20 protein-coding genes are annotated in these 21,071 nt (G+C 42.1%); 5 read left to right on the top strand and 15 right to left on the bottom strand.

Annotated elements, in window-relative coordinates:
* Positions 1-12 precede the first annotated feature (12 nt).
* The 5 genes from asd to M5F03_RS11780 form a co-directional block, all read right to left on the bottom strand.
* Positions 13-864 (bottom strand): archaetidylserine decarboxylase, encoded by an 852-nt coding sequence (gene asd / locus M5F03_RS11800; protein WP_180022320.1) that lies wholly within the window; start codon positions 862-864, stop codon positions 13-15.
* Positions 861-1,709: a sulfurtransferase gene (locus M5F03_RS11795; RefSeq protein ID WP_180008663.1), complete on the bottom strand. Its 849-nt coding sequence runs from the start codon at positions 1,707-1,709 to the stop codon at positions 861-863. Before M5F03_RS11795 ends, asd begins: the two co-directional genes overlap by 4 nt.
* A 153-nt stretch (positions 1,710-1,862) precedes the next feature.
* Positions 1,863-3,071: a nicotinate phosphoribosyltransferase gene (gene pncB, locus M5F03_RS11790; RefSeq protein ID WP_180036025.1), complete on the bottom strand. Its 1,209-nt coding sequence runs from the start codon at positions 3,069-3,071 to the stop codon at positions 1,863-1,865.
* A 146-nt stretch (positions 3,072-3,217) separates the two neighbouring features.
* Complete coding sequence (locus M5F03_RS11785; RefSeq protein WP_249708413.1) at positions 3,218-3,718, bottom strand: ankyrin repeat domain-containing protein; 501 nt, start codon at positions 3,716-3,718, stop codon at positions 3,218-3,220.
* A 181-nt stretch (positions 3,719-3,899) separates the two neighbouring features.
* A complete protein-coding gene (locus M5F03_RS11780; RefSeq protein ID WP_180121105.1) occupies positions 3,900-5,417 on the bottom strand; it encodes a catalase in 1,518 nt (505 codons plus the stop codon).
* Between the two features lie 229 nt (positions 5,418-5,646).
* On the opposite strand from M5F03_RS11780, the gene dtd reads away from it, so the two are divergent.
* On the top strand, positions 5,647-6,087 hold the full coding sequence (gene dtd, locus M5F03_RS11775; protein ID WP_180036027.1) for a D-aminoacyl-tRNA deacylase: 441 nt from the start codon (positions 5,647-5,649) through the stop codon (positions 6,085-6,087).
* Between the two features lie 61 nt (positions 6,088-6,148).
* Here the strand turns inward: dtd and M5F03_RS11770 are convergent, their stop codons facing one another.
* The 4 genes from M5F03_RS11770 to serB form a co-directional block, all read right to left on the bottom strand.
* Entirely contained in the window at positions 6,149-6,613 is a 465-nt protein-coding gene (locus M5F03_RS11770; protein ID WP_249708412.1) for a hypothetical protein, read from the bottom strand.
* Between the two features lie 76 nt (positions 6,614-6,689).
* Positions 6,690-7,169 (bottom strand): SCP2 sterol-binding domain-containing protein, encoded by a 480-nt coding sequence (locus M5F03_RS11765; protein WP_249708410.1) that lies wholly within the window; start codon positions 7,167-7,169, stop codon positions 6,690-6,692.
* 156 nt (positions 7,170-7,325) lie between these two features.
* On the bottom strand, positions 7,326-7,658 hold the full coding sequence (aciT, locus tag M5F03_RS11760; protein WP_078190616.1) for an AciT family ciprofloxacin tolerance protein: 333 nt from the start codon (positions 7,656-7,658) through the stop codon (positions 7,326-7,328).
* A gap of 413 nt (positions 7,659-8,071) precedes the next feature.
* A complete protein-coding gene (serB, locus tag M5F03_RS11755; protein ID WP_111885109.1) occupies positions 8,072-9,292 on the bottom strand; it encodes a phosphoserine phosphatase SerB in 1,221 nt (406 codons plus the stop codon).
* Positions 9,293-9,369: 77 nt separating this feature from the next.
* On the opposite strand from serB, the gene M5F03_RS11750 reads away from it, so the two are divergent.
* The gene (locus tag M5F03_RS11750) at positions 9,370-10,626 is read left to right on the top strand and encodes a hypothetical protein (RefSeq protein ID WP_249708487.1); all 1,257 of its coding nucleotides are present in this window, start codon (positions 9,370-9,372) and stop codon (positions 10,624-10,626) included.
* Between the two features lie 48 nt (positions 10,627-10,674).
* Here the strand turns inward: M5F03_RS11750 and ppk1 are convergent, their stop codons facing one another.
* The 5 genes from ppk1 to mhpT form a co-directional block, all read right to left on the bottom strand.
* Positions 10,675-12,738, bottom strand: coding sequence for a polyphosphate kinase 1 (gene ppk1, locus M5F03_RS11745; RefSeq protein WP_249708408.1), 2,064 nt, complete (start codon positions 12,736-12,738; stop codon positions 10,675-10,677).
* A 203-nt stretch (positions 12,739-12,941) separates the two neighbouring features.
* Positions 12,942-13,910, bottom strand: a complete 969-nt coding sequence (locus M5F03_RS11740; protein ID WP_249708406.1) for a bile acid:sodium symporter family protein — start codon at positions 13,908-13,910, stop codon at positions 12,942-12,944.
* Between the two features lie 72 nt (positions 13,911-13,982).
* On the bottom strand, positions 13,983-14,633 hold the full coding sequence (pncA, locus tag M5F03_RS11735) for a bifunctional nicotinamidase/pyrazinamidase (protein ID WP_078193259.1): 651 nt from the start codon (positions 14,631-14,633) through the stop codon (positions 13,983-13,985).
* 70 nt (positions 14,634-14,703) lie between these two features.
* The gene (locus M5F03_RS11730; protein WP_249708404.1) at positions 14,704-15,093 is read right to left on the bottom strand and encodes a hypothetical protein; all 390 of its coding nucleotides are present in this window, start codon (positions 15,091-15,093) and stop codon (positions 14,704-14,706) included.
* 152 nt (positions 15,094-15,245) lie between these two features.
* The gene (gene mhpT / locus M5F03_RS11725) at positions 15,246-16,457 is read right to left on the bottom strand and encodes a 3-(3-hydroxy-phenyl)propionate transporter MhpT (protein WP_078193261.1); all 1,212 of its coding nucleotides are present in this window, start codon (positions 16,455-16,457) and stop codon (positions 15,246-15,248) included.
* A 722-nt stretch (positions 16,458-17,179) separates the two neighbouring features.
* Here mhpT and dapA point away from each other — a divergent pair.
* From dapA to purC, 3 genes are read left to right on the top strand one after another with little or no spacing between them, the layout of a single operon-like run.
* Positions 17,180-18,079 (top strand): 4-hydroxy-tetrahydrodipicolinate synthase, encoded by a 900-nt coding sequence (gene dapA, locus M5F03_RS11720; protein ID WP_180084463.1) that lies wholly within the window; start codon positions 17,180-17,182, stop codon positions 18,077-18,079.
* A gap of 15 nt (positions 18,080-18,094) precedes the next feature.
* Positions 18,095-18,700: a lipoprotein-34 precursor (NlpB) gene (locus M5F03_RS11715; RefSeq protein ID WP_078193263.1), complete on the top strand. Its 606-nt coding sequence runs from the start codon at positions 18,095-18,097 to the stop codon at positions 18,698-18,700.
* Between the two features lie 36 nt (positions 18,701-18,736).
* A complete protein-coding gene (gene purC, locus M5F03_RS11710; RefSeq protein WP_078190626.1) occupies positions 18,737-19,456 on the top strand; it encodes a phosphoribosylaminoimidazolesuccinocarboxamide synthase in 720 nt (239 codons plus the stop codon).
* 336 nt (positions 19,457-19,792) lie between these two features.
* Here the strand turns inward: purC and M5F03_RS11705 are convergent, their stop codons facing one another.
* On the bottom strand, positions 19,793-21,064 hold the full coding sequence (locus M5F03_RS11705) for a replication-associated recombination protein A (RefSeq protein WP_111885104.1): 1,272 nt from the start codon (positions 21,062-21,064) through the stop codon (positions 19,793-19,795).
* Positions 21,065-21,071 lie beyond the last annotated feature (7 nt).

Below are 21,071 nucleotides of genomic sequence, written 5' to 3'. Positions count from 1 at the left end.
AGAGGGAATTCATTAAATGGTATGCCCTATAGCTTCGCCCATCACCACAGTCGAGTTGGCTTTAAAGGTCGCATCCCATTGCATTTTGTTTTCTTCAAACAACACAACCGCTGTTGAACCTAAATAGAAACGGCCCAATTCTGCACCTTTTTCTAAGAATAAATCGTGTTGATTCAGTTCCAAACGCCCTGTCGGTTTAACTTTACCTGTAGCCACGGTTTCAATACCTGCCACGATCATTGCACCCACCAGTACGACCGCCATACGACCAACTTCTGTATCAAATAAGCAGACCATGCGTTCATTACGAGCGAATAAACCCGGAATATTTTCAGCAGTGGTCTGGTTTACTGAGAACAATTCACCCGGTACATACAGGGTTTCTGTCAATGTTCCTGCAAATGGCATATGTACACGGTGGTAGTCTTTTGGAGACAAATAAACCGTAGCAAACTGCCCATTTTTAAACGGCTCAGCCAATTGTGGATCGGCAATCAGGTTTTCAACGGTGAACTTCTGCCCTTTGGCCTGAAATACGTCACCATTTTCAATTTTACCTAGTTGTGAAATCGCACCATCTGCGGGTGAAACAACACTGTTGGCATTTGCATCAACTACACGTACGCCTTCTTTTAAAGAACGAGTGAAAAATTCATTGAATGATTTAAATTTCAGGGCATTGCTTTGCTCAGCAATCGACATGTCGATGCCATACTGTGCTTTAAATGCGGTAATCACAGCATTTTTCACCACAGGGTTTTCACTCGCAGCCAATTTACCGACGATACGTGATAATTTGTGCTGTGGAACAACACGCTGAGCTTGAATAAAAATTTGTTTTTTTAACTGAGATGTAAGGCTCAAGACGGCAACTCTCCGGTGATCACAGGACTATCGAGTCGGTTGCCCCACTCGCTCCACGCACCATCATAAGCTCGAATATTCCAACCGAGTAAACGTCCCAGTATATAAGCTAGGCCCGACCGATGATGGGACTGACAATATACCACCACAGGTTCGTTTAAATTGAATCCCAATTGTTCTAAGCGTTGTTGTGTGCGTTCTAAAGGATGCAATTTTAAATGATTTTCCCGGTTAAGGGCAGTACTCCATTCGAAATGTCGTGCCCCCGGAATGTGACCGCCGCGTCGCGCAGCCAAACGTAGGCCTGTATATTCATCTTCGGTACGGCAGTCCCATACTTGGATCTGCTCCTGCTGCACACGAGCCAATAGCTCATCATAATCTGTTTGATACTGAGCACGCGCCTCCGCACTTACTTCTACCAATGGGCTCACGGGTTCAAATTGCTCAATTTCAGACGAGGTCGGTAAGCCTGCCCCAAGCCAAGCATGGATGCCACCATTGAGGAGACTGGTATTTTCAAAACCGAGGCAATGCAAGTTCCAAATCAGTCGGCCTGCCCATGCCCCACCTTCATCGTCATACACTACTACATGATGTTCTGGACTGATATTCAGATAGCTGATGAGCTGTTCTAAACCGGCTTGGTCAGGTAAAAGCCCCATCGCTTGTTCTTCTTGGCGCACTAACAGTTTCGGCTGAACATGCAGTGCATGTGGAATATGCAATTGGTCATAAACCGAACGACGACTCAAATCGACGATCCGTAGTTTTTCATTGCCCAGATGTGGAACCAATTCTTCCGCTTCAATCAGCAGACCAAAATTCAGTGTAGATGCTGTCATCGTTGTTCGTGTTGTATTTTGTGCGATTAAATTCGATCTTAGCATAAGTCATTTTCACTATTATTCTGAATTTTTGCATTCCTTTAGCAATATTTTAGATATAAAAAAGCCGAATCATTGATTCGGCTTTTTTAGTTTTATCTAATGCTGTGTTTAAGCGCTAACTTCAGAGATGTCAAACACCTGACGTAGATACGCTAAGAAAGTATCATTATCCGTCATGGTTTTACCCGGACTATCTGAAATTTTTGCCACAGATTGACCATTACATTCAACCAGTTTCAGTACGATATTCAGCGCAGTTTGTCCCATATCATTGGTCAAGTTGGTGCCAATACCAAAACTCACTTGGAAACGGTCTTTAAAGTAATTGTGTAAATCCCAAGCTTTTTCAATGTTCAAGCCATCACTGAAAGTCAGCATTTTGGTTTTACTGTCAATTTTAAGCTTTTTGTAATGTGCATAGGCTTTATCGCCCCATTCATACGGGTCGCCACTGTCATGACGTAAACCGTCGAATAGTTTGGCAAAGTACAAATCGAAGTCACGTAGGAACGCATCCATACCGACAACGTCCGTTAAGGCTATTCCTAAGTCACCGCGGTATTCCTGCACCCATGTTTCTAGCGCAGACTTCTGGAAGTTACGTAGACGAACATCAAGCGCTTGGAATGCTTGTAGGAACTCATGCGCCATCGTACCAATTGGAGTAATGTTCAAGTCTTTGGCAATCAGAACATTACTTGTACCGCGGAAAATATACGGTGAAGCCTGATTTAATTCTTCAATTACATGCTTTTGCCATGCATAACTATAACGACGACGCGTGCCAAAATCAGAGACCAAGAATGGTGGATCATTTGGATTTTGCCGTGCTTCATACTGCTTCAGCAAGGCAACCTTATGTTGTAAACGGCGCTCACCTTCGGCTAAAACTTCGGGTGTACGAATACGTTGGAAATATAATTCATTGACGATGGCTAAAACAAAGATTTCAAACATCATCGCTTGAACCATTGGGCCTTCTACCCAAATGTCGAGTCGACCTTCATCATCAATACCCGCTTTAATAAAACGGCGTTTAAGCTGAAATAATTCAAGATAATCAACAAAATCGCTTTTAATAAAACGTAAACTGCGTAAATACTGCAATTCATCTTCTTTAAACTTCAACTGACAAAGCATGTCGAGCTGCATGTTTAAATCATCCAAAATTTCAACCAGTGGATAGGCTGTATCGTCCAAGTTACGGCAGCGAAAGTGATACACACTATGGGTTTGCGGAAATTTGTGTAACACCACCTGAAGCATGGTGAATTTATACAGATCTGTGTCTAATAAGGATTGGATGATTGGAGACATAAAGACTTTCAGTTTTTATCAACTCTTTGCATTAAAGCATACTTTATTGATAAAAAGCCGATTGATTTAGTGGAATAACTTATAAATCACCGCGATTCATCGACTTTTTTCAATTTTTTTGCTGAAGCTGAGCGCGATCAAGCTCACTATTTTTTGAGTAACTGTCGATATTTTTCTTCTTGACCAAATTCACGCGCAAACTGTTCTGCAGTCTTTCGCCCCGTTTTTTTGGCATTTGCATCGCAATCCACTTGGCGTAATTGCTTTGCAATCGCCCATTCTAATTTAAACATGGCACCCATCAATGCGGTGTTGCCTCTATTGTCACGTGCGCAGCGGTCTGCACCGTGTTCCAGCAAACGAGTCACAATATTTTGATGACCATAATAGGTCGCCATCATCAGTGGTGTAAAACCCGAAGCATTGCGCACATCGACCGGAAAACTGTGCTTAAGAAATTCATTGATGACTTCTTCATTGCCAGTTTTGGCTGCAGCAAAGAAAATTGCGATCAATTCCTGTTGTGAGGTCATCTGATCGCTTGCAGTTGCTTTAGCGGGGGAGATATCTTCCGCGATTGCTACGTTTGCGAATGCGGAACCAAACGCTAGAAGACTGGCTAAAGTCAAATGTTGCATAACTTTCATGATGAACTCCAACAGAAATCGAATGTAGAATTGAATTAGAAATAATTCATTTCATAAAAATGAATATTTAAGGAGTGCCTATGAAACTCCCCCTAGGGTGCAGGAAAGGTATGGAGCTTCATAGGACTTTTTTGAGGTAACGTTCTAGACCCTAGTTACCAATCCTTCAGACTGATCGAAATTAGTCTTTCAGTTGTGCTGCTTTAGCTTTTACAGTTGCAAGGTTACCGTTTACTGCTTTAGTCATACGTGTACCGTAGTCTGCATCTGCTTTATAGAAGTAAGACAACATGATGTGTTTCGTTTCCGAATCTTTCACGTTGCCAAGGTCAGCCGCCAAGTTCATGATTAAGTTTTCTTTCTCTTTCGCAGAGTATGAACGATAAAGTTCACCCGCCTGCTTGAAGTTTTGCTCTTTCACGCCTTTTTGCTGAACTGTTCCAGAAAGCGGCGTTTCAACCGCACGCGCTTTCGCAGTCGCTGGTTTTGGCTCAATACGGCTTGGCTCGTAGTTCACATTTGATGAAGTGCCACCAACATTCATGTAACCATCTTGATTGTTGTTGTTTACAGCAACTAATGGACGGTTGACTGGAATTTGTTGGTGGTTCGCACCTAAACGGTACATTTGTGTATCTGAGTAAGAGAAGATACGACCTTGTAATAGACGGTCTTCTGAAGGCTCGATACCTGGAACTAAGTTACCTGGAGCCAATGCCACTTGTTCCGTTTCCTGGAAGAAGTTTTTCGGCATACGATTCAGCGTCAATGTACCCACTTTAGTTTCTGGAACTAAGTTCGTTGGCCAGATTTTAGTTGGATCTAGCGGATCAAAATCAAAGCTGTTTAAATCTTTAGGATCTAACACTTGGATGTAAAGATCCCATTTCGGGAAGTTGCCCGCGTTGATGTTTTTGTAAAGATCGTTGGTTAAGTGGTTGAAGTCTTTACCTTGCAGCTCCATCGCTTCTTTAACGTTCAGACCTTTCACGCCTTGTTTAGAGCGGAAGTTGAACTTCACGTATTTATATTCGCCTTTGTCGTTGTACAGTTTGAATGCGTGTACACCGAAACCATCTTGCTCACGGTAGCTGGTAGGCACGCCTTGGTTACCATACACATAAGTCAACATGTTGGTTGCCCATGGTTGGCTAGACAAGAAGTCAAATACGCGGTTCGCGTCTTGAACGTTGTCAATTGGGCTTGGCTTCATTGCGTGAATGAAGTCAGGGAATTTAATTGCATCACGAATGAAGAAGACTGGAGTTTGGTTACCCACTAAATCCCAGTTGCCTTCTTGCGTATAGAACTTGATCGCGAAACCGTGCGGGTCACGTAGAGTTTCTGGAGAATGTTTACCGTGAATTACAGTCGAGAAACGTAAGAAAACTGGAGTCTTAGTACCTGCTTTGAACAATGAAGCAATGGTGAGATCAGATAAATCTTTAGTTGCAACGAATTCACCATACGCACCTGTACCACGGGCATGTACCACACGCTCAGGAATACGCTCACGACCAAAACGTTGTAATTTTTGAACCAATTGTACGTCTTGAAGTAGAACTGAACCATTTGGACCCGCAGTAATCGAGTTTTGGTTATCGCCTACTGGTGCACCATTGTCTTTTGTTAATGGCGCTGCTTGAGTCGCCACTGTTGCTGTTGCTAACATCGCAACCAATAAAGAACGCTTAAACATCGTCTTAATCTCTCTGTTAAATACCTTTCCTGCCCCGCAAAGATACTGATACTTAATAAATAGATAAAACAGATTATTTTTATATATTCAATCGTATTATTAGATTTATAAAAAATATACATTTCATTTTCAAATGTTTGAGCCCAAAATTTTCTAAACATCGCTTCGAAAGAATGCTGTCTTTGCTACAATCCCTGCCCTATGTTCAATTTTCTACTCGGAAGAATTTATGCGGGCCTTGTTACAACGTGTTTTGGAAGCCAAAGTGGTGGTCGATGGTGAGATCACGGGTGAAATCAATCACGGTATTTTAGTGTTTTTAGGACTTGGTAAAGCTGACGATTTAGAAAAGGGCAAAAAACTGATCGATAAGATCTTGAAATACCGTTTTTTTGATGATGAACAAGGCAAGATGGGCTGGAATGTCAGTCAAGCTGGCGGCGGTATCCTCTTGGTGTCTCAATTTACTCTGATGGCACAAACGCAAAAAGGCCTGCGCCCTGATTTTGGCCCTGCCATGCCGCCAAGCGATGCCAAAGCACTGTATGAACAGTTGGTCGATTACACCAAGCGCCAATATGACCATGTACAAACAGGTATCTTTGCTGCCGACATGAAAGTGCATTTGGTCAATGACGGTCCAGTGACCTTTAATTTAGAAGTTGAATAACCACTGAAGCATTAAAAAAGCCCTCTTTTGAGGGCTTTTCACAAGCTAGAATAATACGGTCTTAAATGGTTGTAATCAGTTTTGCACGTTGCATTACTTCCACAGGGATATCTTTCACAAGCATGACTGTTAATGACTGATCATTTTTCTTTGACGTTGTTGTTTGATTTGCGTCTAGAACAGCATTTACATCAGCGGGATTCAATGTATACATTGCACCCGTTGCTGGATCAACAATTAACAGACCAATAAGTCCGCCAAAAATAATATTAGCGACATACCAACCATTTACCGTTCCTGTCACCTGTACAGTCTTTGTTTGATAGCCATCTTTTTTAAATGTCACATCATAAGCTGCAGGTTTAAAGTATCCAGTGCCACGTTTTAAAGTAACAGTTGCAGGTGTGATGCCAGTATGTACTTTTTCTCCAGCTTTATTTGTAATCGAAATCGATGCTTCATCTGGCACTGACTTAAACGTTAAAGTTTGAGTTGACCCCGAAATAATGCTTGCACAACCTGTCATTGTTAATGATGCGGCAATTAAACCCGATGTAATTAATTTTTACCAAAAAAACGTTAATTTTCAACGAAAATTAAAATTATTTACCGGTTTTTTCTTTAATAAACGCACGTGCGATTTTGATTTTTTCTTTAACCGGTTTTGGAAGTTTAGGTGGAATTAACTTCGCCACTTGGTTAAACCAAACCAAAAGCCCAAAATCACCTTCCATTTTAATACTGCCATTTTGCATACCCGTCATGAATGCAGTTGGCTCACCTTTCATCAGGGTTTTTACGCCCTGTTCACTGTCCGCAAATTGCAAAATAAAGTCGGCTTTTTCAGCATCGCCTGAAACAGTATCAATCTGTCCATTATTTACAATAATTTGACGTGCAACACCTAAATCCGTGCCGATTTGAATACGGAATTGACGTTCATGAACCAATTCAATGAATTTAGGGCTAGTACGTGCAAGCTGTTTCATACGAAGCGCTAAACCTGCCACGAGTAAATCAAGTGGATCCGTACTGACATCAACTAAAGGTAGTTTTACGACAGGAATTGATGATAGTTTCATGACTTAAAGCCTATTGTAATTGTTGGAAAATTGACTGGTTTCATCCTACCATAACTTGGCTTTTGAGAAGTAAGGCTTTGTATCTCAAATCGGACTAATGCGTTCATAAAAAAATGCGCCCTTAGGCGCATTTTCATTGAAATTTTGTTCTGGCATTTATCGGCTCGAACATTGCTGTTCTTCATCATATACAGGCGTGTGCTCTATACATTGGCGCTTTGCCATCGCACGCTCTGCACGGCGGTCTTCACGTAACAATACTAAAGTGAATACCACCATTGCGGCCATTAATGCCGTTAAATAACTATAAGTCACTGATAATTCAAACATGGTTTGTGTACCAAATCGAATCACTTCAATGAGTCCCCACACCAGCATCCCCGCCAGCATAAAACTTAACCAGCGACGATAAGGCGAGAAGAAAACAGCAATCACAGCCGCCGATACCAAGCTCAGGCCAACGATTGTTGCTAAATTCGCTGTTAACATAAAAACCTCCGTCATTTGACAACTGACATCTCTTGTCTTACAGGATGCTGAGCCGTCTCACTACTGTATCTTCAGTAAATAGATTTGGTCGATCTCAATCTCTTGCAAGCATTATGCTGAGTTTTTTGCATAAAAAAAGTCTCGTTTTTTGTTAATGCGACACACCTTGTCGCAACATTATTTTGTCATTACATTTTTTCTTTTTAAAGAATTTCTAGAACAATGATGACATCTCGTTTCGAGTGTCATTACAAAAAAAACAGCTGATTTTAGGCTAAAAAAATTAATTTTTCGAATGCTGTTAATCGTTGTTTTTATCGACAATTTTCTTCTACCTTTCATCGGATGAGCGGAATTTTTGGCATAAAAAAACGCAGCCTTTTGGCTGCGTTTTTTGTATGAATTAAATGGTTTTAAGCGCGATTTAAATCTTTATCATGCACACCAAGCAGGTAAAGAACACCATCTAAACCCACGCTTGAAATGGCTTGATTGGCATTTTGACGCACCAAAGGTTTCGCACGGAAGGCAACGCCTAAACCAGCTAATGACAACATAGGTAAGTCATTCGCACCATCACCGACAGCAATGGCTTGTTCTAATGAAATGCCCATTTCTTCAGCAATTTGAGTCAATAAGAAGGCTTTGCGAGCACCATCCACAATATGACCTTTGACTTCACCCGTTACCGCGCCATCTTGGACGTCTAGTACATTGGCATGGACTTCATCGATACCCAGTTTTGCTTGTAAGTATTCAGCAAAATACTGAAAACCACCTGACAAAATAGCTGTGCGATATCCCAGTGATTTCAGCGTTGAAATCAGACGTTCCGCACCTTCTGTAATGGTCAGACGTTCTGCAATTTTAGGTAATACCGAAGCATCCATACCTTTGAGCAGTGCCACACGTGCACGGAAACTTTGTTGGAAATCAAGTTCACCTTGCATAGCACGTTCAGTGATTTCAGCCACTTGAGCGCCAACACCCGCTTCAATTGCCAATTCATCAATTACTTCTTGCTCAATCAGCGTCGAGTCCATATCAAAGCAGACCAAACGACGATTACGACGGTAAGCATTGTCCTCTTGAACAGCAACATCTACCCCAAGTTCGGTAGATAGACGTAAACATGCTGCACGCATTGCAGTAGCATCCAACATCTGGCCTTTTAGACCAAATTGAACGCAGGCACGGCGCGGACCTTCACTTGATCCATCTAACTCTGGACGGCCAGATAAACGAGTCACAGTTTCAATATTGAAGCCTTGGCTCGACACAATATTTGTAACTGCCTGTAAATGAGACGCCTGTAATTCTGGCGCAAGTGCCGTAACGATATAGCGTGTGCGGCCTCCCTCATTTACCCATTGTTGATATTCAGTTGTAGAGATTGGTTTAAAGCGCACAGTTAAGCCAATATCATGTGCTAAAATCAACATCTCCTTCATGGCTAATGCTGTCGCAGTCTGGTCTTCCGACGAAACAACAATACCTAAAGTCAGCTGATTGTGGATGACTGCTTGTCCGACATCTAAAATCTGTAAGGAATGTGCGGACAAAACCTGCATTAATCGTGTAAATTGATTAGGTTGGTCAGGTCCTAAAAGTGATATAAGAATGATTTCTCGCATGAATTGACTCGGGTCTGAGCTACAACTAATGTAAGAATCATAATCTAAATTGAATAGAAATGCCTTGGAAGTTTACGTTGAATGCGCCTAGACAAGGGCTATTTGCTAGCCTATTAGTAGTTTGTTTTGCTTTGCATACCTTTTTATTGGTATTGGCAACAACCCACCAACTGAACGAAAACCGTGCCAGTCAGGGACAACTGATGACCAGTCAATTGGTTACAGACAGCCTATCTGAGCTTGAGCCGGCCAATACCGTATCATTAGCCTTACTTGCTGACCGCTATGCAACCAACCCGAGCGTGGCTTCCATCCGCATTTTAAATGCCAATAATCAAGTTTTGGCCACAGGCGGTTTGACCAAAACCCGTGACGGTGAAATCTTTGTTCGTGATGCGCTGCAAAACGAAAAGAAAGTCGGAACGGTTGAAATCACTTTAATTAAACCAAGTATTGGTGAAATCTTACGTACGCAATGGGCCGCGATTCTATTTTCATTATTCTTACATGGCTTGTTGTGGTTGGCGTATCGCGCTATTGCACGTCCAAGTCGTACTGAATATTTAGCGCGAATCAACAATGAATCACGTCTAAAACACGAAATTCAAACGCTAGCGCAGGCTTTAGAACAAGAAAAACATAATGCCGCTGTGGCGATTGCTCAAGCGCAGCAAAATGCGCAAGCCAAAGCAAAACAGCATAAAGACATGAAACCAGTGGTTCTCGACAGCAACAGCTTGGCATTAAATATTCAATTTTATGATCCGAAACAGCTGCTCGATAGCGTCAACAAAACCGTGTCTGTGCCGTATTTTAATCTCTGCCAAATTTTCTTGAATAAAACCACAGAACTCTGTGTTCAACATTATAAATTGAACAGTTCTGACATCAGTACGGTACATAAGTTTGATGAACATGGCGCAACCATCAGCATGACCGCTGACACTCCAGATGCGCTGCGTTGCCTCACCATGATCAGCTCAGTATTCCAATTGCTTTCAGATGTTTTATATAAACGCTACCGTGAAGAAAAACGTTTCGTTTTACAAACCCGTAGCGCGATTTCAAGCTCTGTCGAAGCCATGCAATTGTCTTCTGTGCAAGCGGCTGAACGTTTAGTCCAACAATTGGTTGCTAAAGAAAGTGCCATTCATGTGCCGACAACTTTGCTCAAAGAGATTTCAGATCATTTCCAATTGGTCAGTTTTCCAAATCCGACCAATGTGCTCACTCGTCATGCATTTATGCTCAATGGGATGGACAGTGATGCCGCTGAATTGGCTCAAAACTTCAGAACTGAAATTTTAAAATCCAAACAGTCAAAAGCCTCGTAAAGGTTTGAGCGAAATCAAAAATCCCGACTTAAGTCGGGATTTTTTGTTTTAAACAGTCGAAATTTTCTGTGCAATCAAATATTTTTGCGCGTTATGCGGTTCGGTACCTGCTTCAACCGCGACTTTCTCCCATTGCCCATTCGACTGCATTTCCCATGCATTTTGATTATCTTCCAAATAGTTAAGTAAACAATCTTTCATAATGCGTTTTTTCAAACGGCTTTCCAAAATGGGAAAACAAGTTTCGACCCGTGAAAATAAGTTACGTCCCATCCAATCGGCACTGGCACAGTACAATCGTTTTTCGCCTGCATGCTCAAAATAATACACTCGAGTATGCTCTAAGAAGCGCCCAACGATAGATCTCACATGAATATTCTCAGACATACCTTTGACCTGAGGAATCAAACAACAAATCGAACGGATAATTAAATCTACACGTACCCCTGCTTGCGATGCACGATACAAAGCAGTAATCAGTTGCGGTTCCGTGAGTGCATTGACCTTCACAATAATTCGTGCGTATTTTCCCGCTTGTGCAGCAATAATTTCCTGTTCAATCAGTTTCAGTAATTCAGTATGCAGCGTAAATGGTGCATGCAATAACGCTTTCAGCTTCGCCATCTTGCCCATGCCTGTCAGTTCCTGAAACATGCGATGCACATCTTCGCAAATATCGGGATGCGTCGTCATCAGGCCATAATCGGTATACATCCGCGCATTGCCTGCGTGGTAATTACCTGTTCCCAAATGGGCGTAGCGTAACAGCTGATTATTTTCACGGCGCACAATCAAAATCATCTTGGCATGGGTTTTATAGCCCACAATGCCATACACCACGACAGCCCCAGCTTCTTGCAATATATTGGCCACGGTAATATTGGATTCTTCATCAAACCGCGCCCGAAGTTCGATGACGGCGGTTACTTCCTTGCCGTTGCGTGCCGCCTCCGCTAAAACTTGTACGATGTCCGAATCTGGCCCACTACGATAGAGCGTTTGCTTAATGGCTAATACCTGAGGGTCTTTTGCAGCTTCACGTAATAAGTTGATGACCGGTTGAAAGGAGTCAAACGGATGATGTAACAACACATCTTGTGTTTTTAATATATCAAAAATCGCGGTTTGTTTACGAAAAACTTTAGGAATAATCGGTGTATAGACCGGATATTTCAGTTCAGGTCGATTAAAACTGGTACTGAGACGCGATAAATTGATCGGGCCGTCAATGCGATAGAGCTCCTGCTCACTCAAATCAAATTCATCTAACAAATAATCAATAATGCTTTGCGGACAATCATCTTCAATTTCTAAGCGAACTGCTCGACCAAATCGGCGTGAAGACAATTCATCTTTTAAGGCCACAGCCAAGTCATCCACATCTTCAGCCAGAACCAAATCTGCATTGCGTGTCACTCGAAAGGCATAACAGCCCGTTGCTTTCATCCCCGGAAATAGGTCATTGATGTGTTGCTGGATGATGGCCGTCAGAAAAATTTGTGTTTCTGTACTGCCTTCAACCTCGGCAGGCATTTTAATTAAACGCGGCAAGGAACGTGGTGCAGGCACAATCGCCATTTCAATGGCACGACCAAATGCATCTTTGCCTTCTAGGCTCACAATGAAGTTGAGGCTTTTATTGACCAAGCGCGGAAACGGATGTGATGGATCTAAGCTAATCGGCGTTAAGACCGGTTGAACTTCTTTACTAAAATAATGGCTAATCCACGCCCGATGTTTTTCTAAAATATCTTTAAATTGAATAAAACGAATGCCTTCACTTTGTAGTGCAGGCAATACAGCATGATTGAGGGTTTGGTATTGCTGTGCAACCGTGTCATGAATCACTTGGGAAAGTTCATCTAAGACCACTTCAGTCGGAATGGCATCTGGCGTCCGTGCAATTGCATTCAAATCTCGTTGTTTCATTAGCCCCGCAATGCGAATTTCAAAGAATTCATCTAAATTGCGTGAAAAAATGATGAGAAAATTCAAGCGTTCAAGTAACGGTAAACTTGAATCGAGTGCCTGAGCCAAGACCCGCCGATTAAAATCTAAAAGCGACAATTCACGATTATAATAGGTCTCTGATGAATGCTGAAAATGTTGCATACCCTCTCAATGCTGTTTCAAACAGTCTATATCTAAAGTGGTTGCCGGCATGTTAGGCAGCGGAGATGACACTTATGTTACAAATAGCATTAATCAATTAAAAAAGCATGCAACTCCCTAAAACCGTGTTCATCAAATCGTAAAATTTATTTTCGACATCAAAAAAGAGGGAGATTACCCTTTATTTTACTGAATTTTTTTGTTTATTGAACAGGCTTGTCTTGTTCCGATGCTTTGGCCTCACTCGTCCGTGCTGCCCAATAGGTTGCCAGTGCAGGACCCGAGATATTGTGCCACAAACTAAAAATCGCACTCGGCACAGCGGTCAGAGGTGAAGCGGCAAAATGGGTCGCCGCCAATGCCACACCCAAACCTGAGTTTTGCATCCCAACTTCAATCGACACTGCTTTACAGTCTGCATAGGGCAATTTAAACAGTCGGCTGGCCCAAAAACCCAATAGATAGCCCAAGCCATTATGTAAGGCCACTACCCCAAGAATCAGTAAACCTGATTGCAAAATCTGTGTTCGACTACCCGCAATGATTGCTGCCACAATCGCTACAATTGCCACAACAGAAACCAATGGCATGACCTGTATATAGGCATCCACTCGGTGCTTAAAGACAGTTCGAATCATTAACCCCACAATGATCGGAAATAAAACCACTTGTAAAATTGAAACCAACATCGATGCCGCATTAATTTCGATCCATTGGCTTGCTAACAAATAGAAAATCGCAGGGGTTAAAACCGGTGCGAGTAATGTCGAAACAGAGGTACAGGCAACAGATAATGCGGTATTACCTTTTGCCATATAGGTGATGACATTAGAAGCCGTTCCACCCGGACAGCAACCGACAAGAATGACCCCGATCGCGATTTCTGTCGGCAGTTGTAATAATTTACACAAGAAAAAAGCCAATCCCGGCATCACAATAAACTGTGCCAAAACCCCGATCATCACAGCTTTAGGGCTTTGCAATACACTTTTAAAATCTTGCAGTGTCATGGTCATGCCCATACCCAACATAATGATGCCTAGCATCCATGGGATATATGCTTTTAACCAAACAAATACATCGGGAAAAAACATGGCGAGCGCTGCAAACAGCACCACCCAAATCGCAAATGTTTTCTGCACAAATTGAGTGAATTTTAAGAAAGCCGACATAGGCATCTTCCATTTAAATACAGGGACAAAAAAGGCACACCCTTGTGCCTTTTCTCAACTGAGCCCACTGGGTCATGCCAAAGATAATGCCTGTGCATGCTGCTGCACAATATCTTTCAGGTAAATACGCTTCACCCCATTCGCCAACATGTCTTGCCATGCATGCTGTAAAGAACCCTGTAAATCGATCCCTTTGGTCAAATCAGCAATCACAAAAGTTTCAAAACCAAGCTTACGTGCATCCATTGCCGTCCATGCAACACAGAAATCCGTGGCAATGCCCACCACAAAGACTGTATCAATACCACGTTCGCGCAAATAGCCTGCCAAACCTGTTGAAGTTTTCTGATCTGCTTCCATAAAAGCAGAGTAGCTGTCGATATGCTGATGAAAACCTTTACGAATAATTAGCTGCGCCGTTGGTAAATTTAAATCAGGATGCAATTCGGCATCCTGTGTGCCTTGTACACAATGCGTCGGCCACAATACTTGCGTTCCATAATTCAGCTCTATGCTGTCATAAGGTACATGCTCAGGATGATTTTCAGCAAAAGAAATATGGTCGGCTGGATGCCAATCTTGAGTCAGCACAATATTCGTAAAGTATTGTCCCAGTTGATTAATCCCTGGAATAATTTGATCGGCATTGGCAACAGCCAACTGACCACCTGGGGTAAAACCATTTTGTACATCGACCACAATCAGCGCTGTATTTTTTTGCATATCTCTCCATCCGTTGTCATGCATTGTCGGCGACTCTACTGATTCGCTCATGTTTTAAAAGCCTTAGTATTCAGTCCTGTGCATAAAAATAAAATGACTGTCCTTCCTGACAATACCGATACTTGGGCAAATGCTCAACCAAACGCTGTGCAAAGCGTGGGTAAATACGGGCTTTTCGCCGAGTCGAGGCATGAAAATAAAAATATCGCGGTTGATGTTGAAAGATATATTTTAATAAATGGCTGCGTGTCTGTTGCATGACCTCAAACGCATTAATATTTTCAGCAACATCTTCTAGGGTAGGTTCATCGGCAAAGGCCAACCACGCATTTTGTCTCGGATGTTGGCGATTTCTTTGAAATACAGGTTTGAGTTCCAAGATAAATTCGTATTGATGTAGATACAAACTGAATTCACGTTGATCAACTTTAAAAATTGCGACCAGTTTTCTTGCTGACATAGCCCCTCTACGTTGATTTTTTGTTTTCTCTTTCTGCTGTATTTTTACATAAAATACATTTATTTATATTGGTTTAGAGCATTAGTGCGACTTCTATTGTCGCCATAAAAAAAGCCCGCATGATGCGGGCTTTTTTTGATATAACATGTTTCTTATGATGGAATACGACGTACCAATAACAACATAAATATTGCAGAGATTGCGATACATGGAATTGCCGCGGTAATCACCCCTGCCGCACCAAAACCTGCTGCCAATAACTGACCAGCAATTGCAGGGCCTAACATTGCACCGACACGACCAACGGCTGAAGCTACACCAACACCCGTACCACGTAACTGTGTCGGATACACGATACCACCGAAGGCATACAATACACCTTGGCAACCAATCACGAATGCACCGACTAAAGCTGACGCCATGTACATTTGAGTCAATGAACCTGCACCATTCAGCGCAAATAGACCTGCCAAAATACCGCCGTACATCAAAATGATCACATAAGCTTTCTTCCAACGATCAGTCAACATACCTAAAATGATCGTACCAATGGTTGCACTCACCATGAAGTAGAACTGCGCAGTTGCACCATCTTTACGAGTGAAACCGAGTTCGGTGAACAACGACGGTAACCAGCTCAACATGATGTACACCACCATCAAGGTGAAGAAGTAGCTCACCCAAATTGAGAAAGTACGTAAACGGTTTTCTGTGTTAAAGAGGTTTTTGAAAGCACCTTGTTGCACTTCGCCATTGGCGGTCGCTTGAACCGCTTGATCTTTGGCTTTCAAGAATTCACGCGATTCGGGCAGGAACCAAATCATCAATGGAATCACAACAATCGGTAATAAACCGCCTAAATAGAAAATATTTTTCCAGTTTGCACCGAAGTCCGTCATTGCAACTAATGACAAGATTGCCGCACCCACAGGCATACCACAGTACATCAAACCGACTGCACGGCCACGATTTTGTGGCGTTACCGCTTCAGATGCCAAGGTAATTAAAATTGGCATTGCTGCACCTAAACCTGCACCTGCAAGAAAACGTACAGCGAGTAAGCTATGGAAGCTATTTACCCATACCGTACATAAGGTAAAGATGGCGAACATCCCCGTAGACCAAATTAATACTTTTTTACGGCCCATTCGGTCTGCAATCCGACCACCCAACAAAGCACCAGGTAATAATCCTAAAATACCGGCACTAAAAAACACCCCTAGCTGCGAGCTATCCAGCCCGAAATATTCACGAATCCCTGCTGCTGCAATACCTGCAGCCTGAATATCCAGACCTTCGATTACGGCAATAAGGAAGCAGATTGCTACCGTGACAATAGCATGCTTATTATCTGACTTTTCCATTGGAGAATCCTTGTTGTCATCAGCGTTCAAATTAAGTCGCATCATCGCTGAGCCTTATAAAGGATATAACTACCAATAAGTTGAAGCCTTTCGTCCAAAATTGGATTACGTGCATGGTGTAATAGTTTTTGTGCTTTAAGTCACAAAGTCGTAAAAACAATTAAAAATTTAAAATAAAAAAATATGAATCGTGCAATGAACAGTCAAATCAAGCGATCTTTTTAAACACTCATAAAAACATGTCTATTTCTATTAGATATAAAAAAGATTATTACCCAAGTTTTTAACAATCATTTGTAATAAAACCCGAGCGAATTGATATAGTTTTTAAATCTTTAGTCATTGTTATTTAATCTTAAATTCTGATTAAAAAGCACGGAATACACATAGATCAACCTTTTGCTGATGATTTAATCAATCCCATCAACCATGCCAACCCTCTCGATTGAATAACACATTTTCAAGATTCAGCCCTTGCTGAACAATTTTCAGGCTGCAAAAAACCGCTATTTTACACTTGATTGTTTTAAGTTTGATTTGTATAAAGAATTTTATGGCTTTGACCAAAGCATATTGTTCTTATGCGTTTGATCAGTCATAATTTGCGTAAGCATTATTCAATTTGGGTATAGCCCAATGAACATGCTACAAATCAAAATTCGAAACCATCCAGAAATCAATATTTCATCTTGTCGGATGGACAAATAGGATAGCTTTTCAAAATGACTCAGCAAGCTCAGACCATTCAAGGTTCAATTGTCGCAATCGTCACCCCAATGTTTGAAGATGGCAGCGTAGATTGGAAGAGCCTCGAGAAGCTGGTTGAGTGGCATATAAAGCAAGGCACCAATAGTATTGTTGCTGTAGGGACTACAGGTGAAGCTTCTACCTTGAGCATGGCCGAACACACTCAGGTGATCAAAGAAATCATCCGTGTGGCGAACAAACGCATTCCAATTATTGCCGGCACAGGTGCAAACTCAACCCACGAAGCAATTGAACTCACCAAAGAAGCCAAAGAATTAGGTGCAGATGCGGCATTATTAGTTACACCATACTATAACAAACCTACCCAAGAAGGCCTGTATCAACACTACAAATCGATTGCTGAAGCGGTTGATTTACCTCAAATTTTATACAACGTACCTGGCCGTACTGGTGTAGATATGCACAATGACACCGTGATCCGTCTTGCTGATATTCCACAAATCGTGGGCATTAAAGACGCCACTGGCGATGTTCCTCGTGGTCAAGAACTCATTGAAGGCCTTAAAGGCAAAGATATGGTGGTGTACTCAGGTGATGATGCAACGGCTTATCAGTTAATGGGTTTAGGTGCTAAAGGCAACATTTCGGTTACTGCGAACGTGGCGCCAAAAGAAATGAGCGAAGTGTGTGCAAGCGCTTTGGCGGGTGACGCAGTCCAAGCCGAGCAACAAAACAATACTGTTGCAAATTTACATCAAATTTTATTTTGCGAATCGAACCCAATTCCTGTGAAATGGGCACTTCATGAGATGAACCTGATTGAAACAGGCATTCGCTTACCATTAACACCCCTTGCAGAACAATATCGTACTCCGCTTCGTGAAGCACTCATCACTGCGGGCGTTATCAAATAAAGAAGAGCAAACATCATGCAATTACGTTTAGGACTTAGCCTGGCACTTTCAGTATTTACATTAGCCGGTTGTAGTTCACTTGCCTTTAATAATGGCACACTGGACTATAAACAAACCACAGATGTTGAACCGCTGAAATACCCTGAAGGGTCGATGGTTCGTCCTGCAACGCCTTTGTATCCTGCTCCATCAGTTGACCCGCTAGCAATTGAGCATGCACCAAAGCTTGAAAATAAGCGCGGCAATCGCTATGCCCTTCCGCGTCCAGCCGCGGAAAAAAATAATGTCGTTGCAGATTCCTCAACAGACAGTACAAATATTAGCCGCCCTCAACTATTGGTGGATGGAAATCAAAATCCACTGATCAAAGTTGAAGGAAATTCTGCTACAATTTGGCAATACACACTTGCTACCCTCAGCAGCCTTAACCATACCATTGTTGGTCAGAGCAAAAACCGTTACGAAGTAACCGTCAAGGTCGATCAGCAGACCTATGTCTTAAGACTTTCTTCTGTAGGTTCAAGCAATAACATCGCTGTGTTCAATGCCGATAACAGTTTTGCAGACAAAGAAAAAGCTGCAGATCTGTTAGCTCAGATTTACCAAAATTGGCCAGCCTAGTCGTACTAGGCATTTTTTCTCGAAAAAGGTTCCCTCATGTTAAAACAAACCTTGCTCTATACTGGTAAAGCGAAATCTGTTTATGAAACAGATAGTTCTGACCACCTCATCCTAGTTTTCCGTGACGATGCTTCTGCATTCAACGGTGAAAAAATTGAACAACTGGATCGCAAAGGTAAGGTGAACAACCGTTTTAACGCCTTTATCATGGAAAAATTGGCTGCGGCTGGTATCGAAACTCATTTCGAAAAACTTCTTTCTCCAACTGAAGTTTTAGTGAAAAAATTAACCATGGTTCCTGTAGAGTGCGTAATTCGTAACTATGCAGCAGGTTCACTTTGCCGTCGTTTAGGCGTTGAAGAAGGTAAAGAACTTACTCCGCCAACTTTCGAATTGTTCTTCAAAGACGATGCGTTAGGCGACCCAATGGTGAATGAATCACAAGCGATTGCATTAGGTTGGGCGACTGCAGAACAACTCGCTCAAATGAAAGAATTGACTTATAAAGTAAACGAAGTACTTAAAGGTCTATTCGATGCAGGCAACATGCTGCTTGTTGACTTTAAACTTGAATTTGGCGTGTTCCACGACCGTATCGTACTAGGTGACGAATTCTCTCCAGACGGCTGCCGTCTATGGGACAAAGACACTAAGAAAAAACTCGACAAAGACCGTTTCCGTCAAGGTTTAGGCGGTGTAGTTGAAGCTTATGAAGAAGTTGCTGCACGTTTAGGTATCGACCTTTCTGATATCTAAGTCGTTCATCGATGTAAAAAACCGAGCTCTTTAGCTCGGTTTTTTAATGAAATATTACTCGATTAATCTATGATCGAAAAAACAAATGTTAACGATAAAAATCCTCTGTTTCACATTTACCCACGTTCACACTAAGATAGCTACATATCAAGCAGCACCAGGATCTATACTTCTCCAATGTGTATGCCGACCAGATTTTCCATCTACCCTCTAGGATGTATCTCCCCCAAAGACATCCTATTTTTTCAGCCCAGCTCGCCTTGAGTTGAGCTTTTTTTTGCATGAAATAGACATAAAAAAGGGCGCCGAAGCGCCTTGCCATTATGATCATTCAAATCATTGTTGCTGTTGTTGCATCCAACGGCGTTGCTGTAAACGCTCACCTTCGACTTCACGTTTATTGCGTGCAGACTCATACAGCTTAGTGCCTTTCAGTTCAGGCGGCATATAATCCTGCATGACAAAATGCTCAGGATAATTATGTGGATATAAATAGTCCACGCCATAGCCTTGCTCTTTCATCAATTTGGTTGGTGCATTTCTCAAATGCAATGGCACGGGTAAATTCGAGGTTTTTTCTGCCAAATCTAAGGCTTTGTTGATGGCCAAATAAGTACTATTACTTTTAGCACTGGTTGCCAAATACACCGCACATTGCCCCAAAATGATTCGACATTCAGGCATACCAATTGCCTGCACAGATCGGAAACATTCTCCAGCCAACAGTAAAGCATTTGGATTTGAGTTGCCAATATCTTCAGATGCCGCAATCAACATACGACGTGCAATAAAGACGGGGTCTTCACCACCTTTGAGCATTCGAGCCATCCAATACAAAGCGGCATCTGGATCACTGCCTCGAATCGACTTAATAAAAGCCGAAACTAGATCATAATGCTGTTCGCCCGATTTGTCATAGCGTGCAATATTTTGCTGCGCAACTTTGACTACCACCGCATTGTTAATGATATTCTCTAAGTCTGGCTCAAACGTACTGGCGATTAAATCTAAAAGATTTAATGCTTTACGAGCGTCACCTGCGGCAAATTGAAATAAAGCTTCATATTCTTCGATTTGAATATAACGCTCTTTTAAAAACGAATCTTGCTGAATGGCTTGATCCAATAAGCGCTGAATTGCGTCATTATCCAGAGCATTTAAGGTATACACCTGACAACGGGACAATAAGGCATTATTAACTTCAAATGAAGGGTTTTCTGTGGTTGCACCAATCAGGGTAATTTTGCCCTTTTCAACTGCATTCAGTAATGCATCTTGTTGTGACTTATTAAAACGATGAATTTCATCAATAAACACCACAGGTGTCAATAAATCTCCACCATCGGCGATGATTTCACGTAACTCTTTCACCCCAGTATTGAGCGCAGATAAACTAATAAATGGTCGGTCAACAGCCTGCGCCAGCAACAATGCAATCGTGGTTTTACCTACACCCGGAGGTCCCCAAAAAATAATCGATGGCAAATGCCCTTGGTCAATCATCTGGCGTAACGGTGCATCTTCACCCAGAAGGTGATCTTGTCCAATAATTTGAGATAAATCATGAGGACGCATGCGTTCAGGAAGAGGAATTTGGCTGTCTGACATCTTATTA

This window comes from Acinetobacter amyesii (assembly GCF_023499985.1).
In the GTDB taxonomy this organism is placed as follows: domain Bacteria; phylum Pseudomonadota; class Gammaproteobacteria; order Pseudomonadales; family Moraxellaceae; genus Acinetobacter; species Acinetobacter amyesii.
This window is presented reverse-complemented; position numbering and strand designations above follow the sequence as displayed.